The organism is Allosphingosinicella sp., from assembly GCF_036387215.1.
Taxonomy (GTDB): domain Bacteria; phylum Pseudomonadota; class Alphaproteobacteria; order Sphingomonadales; family Sphingomonadaceae; genus Allosphingosinicella.
Genome location: NZ_DASVUE010000138.1, coordinates 1 through 5,595 on the forward strand (window position 1 = coordinate 1; position 5,595 = coordinate 5,595).

At 65.9% G+C, this 5,595-nt stretch carries 5 protein-coding genes; 4 read left to right on the plus strand and 1 reads right to left on the minus strand.

The annotated features are described in order from the left end of the window. Positions 1–18: 18 nt before the first annotated feature. Positions 19–1,413: a sigma-54-dependent transcriptional regulator gene (locus tag VF662_RS05465; protein ID WP_464138761.1), complete on the minus strand. Its 1,395-nt coding sequence runs from the start codon at positions 1,411–1,413 to the stop codon at positions 19–21. Between the two features lie 229 nt (positions 1,414–1,642). Here VF662_RS05465 and VF662_RS05470 point away from each other — a divergent pair, with 229 nt between their 5' ends. The 4 genes from VF662_RS05470 to VF662_RS05485 all read left to right on the plus strand — a co-directional run. Continuing rightward, positions 1,643–1,777, plus strand: coding sequence for a hypothetical protein (locus VF662_RS05470; protein ID WP_464138764.1), 135 nt, complete (start codon positions 1,643–1,645; stop codon positions 1,775–1,777). Positions 1,778–1,911: 134 nt separating this feature from the next. Continuing rightward, positions 1,912–3,222, plus strand: a complete 1,311-nt coding sequence (locus VF662_RS05475) for an efflux RND transporter periplasmic adaptor subunit (protein WP_464138768.1) — start codon at positions 1,912–1,914, stop codon at positions 3,220–3,222. A gap of 15 nt (positions 3,223–3,237) precedes the next feature. Further along, positions 3,238–3,918, plus strand: a complete 681-nt coding sequence (locus tag VF662_RS05480; RefSeq protein ID WP_464138771.1) for an ABC transporter ATP-binding protein — start codon at positions 3,238–3,240, stop codon at positions 3,916–3,918. Between the two features lie 21 nt (positions 3,919–3,939). After that, a partial coding sequence (locus VF662_RS05485) for an ABC transporter permease (protein WP_464138774.1) occupies positions 3,940–5,595 on the plus strand: 1,656 nt, incomplete at its 3' end.

Here is a 5,595-nt window from a genome sequence, read left to right on the forward strand (position 1 = left end):
CCAAGGATGAAGCGCCGCTTAAAGCCCATGCTTTTCCATGCGCCGGTAGAGCGAGGCGCGGGTGAGGCCGAGCTCGGCCGCGGCAAGCGAGATATTGTAGGCGTGCTTCTTGAGCGCGGCCTCGACGATGTTCTTCTCCGCCCGATCGAGGTTGAGGTCGCTGGGCGGCACCGCGGGCGCCGGAGTGGCGGCCCGGGGCATCGTCCGGGACAAGGAGAAGTCCTCGACGCTGAATGCATCGTCGCTGGCGAGGATCACGGCCCGTTCGGCGGCGTGGCGGAGCGCGCGGACGTTACCCGGCCAATCATAGGCGATTAGCTGCGCGGCCACGTCGCCCGGGAGCCGTCGCATCGGCTTGCCGTATTTCTTCGAATAGAGGCCGACATAATGGTCGATCAGCAGCAGGATGTCGTCGCGGCGGTCGCGCAGCGGCGGCAGGTCGATCTCCACCGTGTTGAGGCGGAAGAGCAGATCCTGGCGGAACAGGCTTTCGTCGGTGAGCCGGTCGGGCGGCAAATTGGTCGCGGCGATCACCCGCACGTCGATCGGAACCGGCTTGTTGGCGCCGACCGGGATCACCTGGCGCTGCTCGAGCGCGGTGAGGAGCTTGGGCTGCAGGTGAAGCGGCAGATTGCCGACCTCGTCGAGGAACAGGGTGCCACCGTCGGCTGCCTGGAGACGGCCAATGCGATCTCCGCGAGCGTCGGTGAAGGCACCCTTCACGTGGCCGAACAGCTCGGATTCGAACAGATTTTCCGCCACCGCCCCTAGATCGACCGAGACGAGCACGTTGTCGCCGCGGCGCGAGCGGCGGTGAAGCTCGCGGGCGACGAGCTCCTTGCCCGTGCCGTTCTCGCCCAGGATGAGCACGTTCGCCTCGGTCGGCGCGGCGCGCTCGATCAGCGAATAGATGCGCGCGATCGAGGGCGAGCGGCCCAGCAGGGGCGTTTCGCCGCCCGCCGTCGGTGCGGCGATGGCGGCGGCGCGCTTGCGCTCCTTCACCACCTCCTGGCGCGAGTTGCGGAGCGCGGCTGCGGTTCGGACGGTGGCGAGCAGCCGCTCGTTCGACCATGGCTTGGAGACGAAGTCGGTGGCGCCGCGCTTCATCGCCTCGACCGCGATCTGGACGCCGCCATGGGCGGTGATCATCACCACCACGGCCTCCGGGTCTCGCTTCAATATCTCGGCCAGCCACTGGAAGCCTTCGGCGGCATTGGTGGCGCCGCGGCCGAAATTCGCGTCGAGCAGGATCACGTCCGGCCGCTCGCCCTCCATGGCCGCAAGCGCGTCCTCGGGCGACTGGAAGGTCGCGACCTCGGCGAACAGGTCGCGCAGCAGCAGCTTCGCCGACAACAGGATGTCGGGATCGTCGTCGACGACCAGACAGCGCCCGAATGCATTCCCCCTCACCACCCTCGCTCTCCTAAAGCGTATCGAAAGAGCCACAAACAATTTCCGTGCCAGCCGGTGCGCCGTCGTCCGCAACCGGACAGCGGGCGTCCGTAAGCGGACAGCATCCGCCGGCCGCCGGGCGGAGCGGGAGCCTATAAAGCGGCGGAAATCCGCGCTTCCGGCGAACTGGCACGGCTGATGCTGATGACGGGGAAGCAACAATCGACGCATCGTTCACAGGAGAAACACGATGACCAACTTTCAATCTCTCGCCGGAGGCGCCGTGTGGATGGCCATCGCCGCCATGCTGATGCTGATGACGTTCGAGCCCGTTTCGGTCGAGCAGAAGCCCGTCGCCGCACCGGCCCACCACCACGCGGCCTAAGAGGAACTCGGGGGCATGTCCGCAGGCGAACAGCATCTGTTCGAAAACGAACAGTTCAGGCGGCCGGACTCCCGGCGACCGGCTCTTGTGGGCGTGGCACGATCGTTGCACCCAATCCTTGTGGAGGCGGGTGGATGAGCGTGATCAGAATTCCAAAAGCGGAGCCGGAATCGAAGCTGCAAAGCGGCGGCGCGATGGACCGCGTGGTCGAAGCGAAAGGCCTTTCCAAGCAGGTGAAGATTGCCATCGGCGTCGGGCTGGTGCTCCTTGCCGCGTTGATCTTCTACCTGATGGCACCGACCGCGAGCAGTCAGACGGTGGCCGCCGACCGGGTGACGATCTCGACCGTCCAGAAGGGCCGCTTCGACGATTTCCTTCCGCTCCGGGCCCGGGTGACGCCGCTCGTCACCGTCTACCTCGACGCGGTCGAGGGAGGGCGGGTCGAGCAGGTGCTCGTCGAGGACGGTGCAATGGTCCAGAAGGGGCAATTGCTCGCGGTCCTCTCGAACTCGGAAATCCAGCTCAACCTGCTCCGCAGCCAGTCCGACGTTTCCCGCGAAGTGAACTCGATGCGGAGCCAGGAGCTCGCGCTTGCCCAGACCAGCATTCAGGACGAGCGGGCGGTGATCGATGCGCAGCTCGCCGCGGACAAGGCGAAGCGCCAGTTCGAAACCCAGAAGCCGCTGATGGAAAAAGGGTTCGTGCCGGCCAAGGTGTTCAACGACAGCCGCGACGAATATCTGTCCATGCAGCGCCGCGCGGAGGTTCTGCGCCGCGCGCGGGCGATCAACCAGCGACTGCAGACGAGCCAGTTGGCGCAGCTCAGGGCGTCCAACGCCTCGCTGAGCGGAAGCCTCGACATCGCGCGCTCGACGCTTGACGCTCTCAACCTCCGCGCTCCTGTCGCGGGGCAGCTGACCGCATTCTCGATCCAGGTCGGCCAGTCGCTGAACCGCGGCGAGCGGCTCGGCCAGATCGACAGCGCCGGCCGCTCGAAGCTGGTTGCGCAGGTGGACGAATTCTATCTCGGGCGGGTCGAGCCGGGCCAGGTCGCCACTGCTGAATGGGGCGGCAAGACCTACCGGATGAAGGTCGCGAAAATCTACCCGCAGGTACGGAACGGCACCTTCGAGGTGGACCTCCACTTCGTCGGCGGCGAGCCGGGCGACATCCAGCGCGGCCAGACGCTTCAGACCAAGCTGACGCTCGGCGACCCGACGCCGGCTCTGCTGATCCCGAACGGCGCCTTCTACAACGAGACCGGCGGCGCCTGGGTGTTCGTAGTGACGCCCGACGGCTCGGAAGCCGTGAAGCGCCCGGTCCGGCTCGGCCGCCGCAATGCCGATTACATCGAAGTGCTCGAAGGGCTTGAGCCCGGGGAGCGCGTGCTGACCTCACCCTATACCGGTTTCGCCGACAAGGATCGGCTGGACCTCGAGAAATAAGAAGGAGCCTGCCCGATGCTGAACATGCGCGATCTTTCGCGGGTCTACCGCACCGAAACCGTCGAAACGACCGCGCTCGACGGAATCAACCTCGACATCGGCGACGGCGAGTTCGTCGCGATCATGGGTCCATCGGGCTGCGGCAAATCGACGCTCCTGAATGTGGTGGGGATGCTCGATAGCCCGACCAGCGGGTCCTACGTCTTCAACGGCCAAGAGGTTGCGGGCCTGCCCGAGGCGAAGCTCGCCGAGGTCCGAAAGGAGAATATCGGCTTCATCTTCCAGAGCTTCAACCTGGTGGACGAGCTCACCGTTCGCGAGAATGTCGAGCTCGCCTTGCTCTACCACAATGTGCCCGCCGCCGAGCGGCGCGCACGCGTCGATGCGGTGATGGACAAGGTCGGCATCGGCCACCGCGCCAAGCACCGGCCGAGCCAGCTTTCCGGCGGCCAGCAGCAGCGCGTCGCCGTCGCCCGCGCCCTGGTCGGCAATCCTAAGCTGATCTTGGCGGACGAGCCGACCGGCAACCTCGACACCCAGCATGGCGAGGAAGTGATGAAGATGCTTCAGGCGCTGAACGCCGAAGGCTCGACCATCGTCATGGTCACTCACTCGCCCGCCCACGCCGATTATGCCGGCCGCGTCGTCAACATGCTCGACGGGCGCGTGCTCCAGGAGCGGCGCCGGGCAGCCTGAGCAGGACAAGGGGGAACGGGCATGTCGATGCTGCGCAATTATCTGACGGTGGGGCTCCGCTCGCTGACCAAGAACAAGGCCTATGCGGTGATCAACCTGCTCGGCCTTGCGATCGGGCTCGCGGCCTGCCTGCTGATCCTCCTCTACGTCCGCTACGAGACGAGCTACGATGAGTGGCTGCCGGACCATGAGCGCGTCTACCAGGTTCAGGCGACGTGGCACGAGCCGGGTCAGCCGATCGCGGCCAACCAGACCAGCCCGGCGCCGGTGCGCGACACGATTGCCGGCGGATTTCCGCAGATCGAGGCGGTCACGGTCGCCCAGCAGGGGCGGCTCCAGCTGGTGCGCGACGGCCAGCCGCTCTACGTCGACGAACTCTACGTCCAGCCCGCTTTCTTCGACATCTTCCAGCTCGAATTCATCCGCGGGTCGGCCAAGACGGCGCTTCCCAACCCGCAGTCGATCGTGTTCACCGAAACGGAAGCGATCCGCCAGTTCGGCACCGTCGATGCGCTCGGGAAAGTCGTTACCGAGCGGCTGGGGAACGGCGAGACGTTCGACTACCGGGTCACCGGCGTCATCAAGGACCTCCCGAAGAACAGCCACCTCAAGGTCAGCACCATCGCCCGTGCCGGCGACGAGGCTCCGCCCGAGGGCCGGAGCTGGGGCGACATGAACGCCTATCATTATGTGAAGCTTCGCCCCGGCGCCGATGCGGAGGCGATCAACGCCGCGCTTCCCGCCTGGGAAAAAAGGGTCATCCCGACCCAGACGATCGACGGCCAGGTGCGCTCGCGCGCCGACATCATGGACCTGAAGCTCGTCAACGTCGCGGACGTGCATCTGGGCGAAGCGCAGCTCGGGGCGATGAAGCCCGGCAACGATCCGCGTACGATCACCACCTTCTCGATCGTGGCGGCGCTGATCCTCGTCATGGCATCGATCAACTTCATCAACCTGTCGACGGCCCGTGCGGGCCAGCGGGCGCGCGAGGTTGCGCTTCGCAAGGTGCTCGGCGCTTCCCGGTCCCAGCTCGTGACGCAGTTCATGGGGGAATCGTTGCTGCTGGTGTCGATCGCATTGCTGATCGCATTGGCGGTGGTCGAGCTTTCGACGCCGGCGCTCAGCGCCTTTCTGGATGCCGATCTCGAATTTCGTTACTTCGGAAGCGACGGCTATTTGCTGCCGGCGCTCGGGCTGCTCGCTTTGGTGGCGGTGATCGGCGGCCTTTACCCCGCCTTCTACCTGTCGCGCTTCCAGCCGGCGAAGGTGCTGAAGGCCAACAAGTCCGCGAGCGATGCCGAAGGAACCGGCCGCCTGCGCGGGATCCTCGTCGTCACGCAATTCGCGATCTCGATCGGCCTCATCGTCTGCACCGCAGTCGTCTATTCGCAGACACGGTTCATCCAGACGGTCGACCCCGGCTTTCGCCGCGACGGCCTCATCCAGGTGGAAGGCGCCTCGCGCTTCCGCGAAACCGGCAATGCCGAGGCGGTGAAAGCGGAATTCGCCCGTGTCCCCGGAGTGACCGGCGTTGCCCGCACGGGCGTGGCTCCGACAGCGCGGAACAAGTCGATCCAGGTGGTGAAGCTCCCGGGTCAGACGGACGGCTTCGGAATGGGGTTGTACGGGGTCGATCCGGATTACTTCCCGGTGATGGGCATGCGGCTCCTTTCG

What these genes read in the sequence shown, in the direction of transcription:
- VF662_RS05480 (WP_464138771.1), top strand. Translation starts at nt 3,238, where the DNA reads ATGCTGAACATGCGCGATCTTTCGCGGGTCTACCGCACCGAAACCGTC.
- VF662_RS05475 (WP_464138768.1), top strand. Translation starts at nt 1,912, where the DNA reads ATGAGCGTGATCAGAATTCCAAAAGCGGAGCCGGAATCGAAGCTGCAA.
- VF662_RS05470 (WP_464138764.1), top strand. Translation starts at nt 1,643, where the DNA reads ATGACCAACTTTCAATCTCTCGCCGGAGGCGCCGTGTGGATGGCCATC.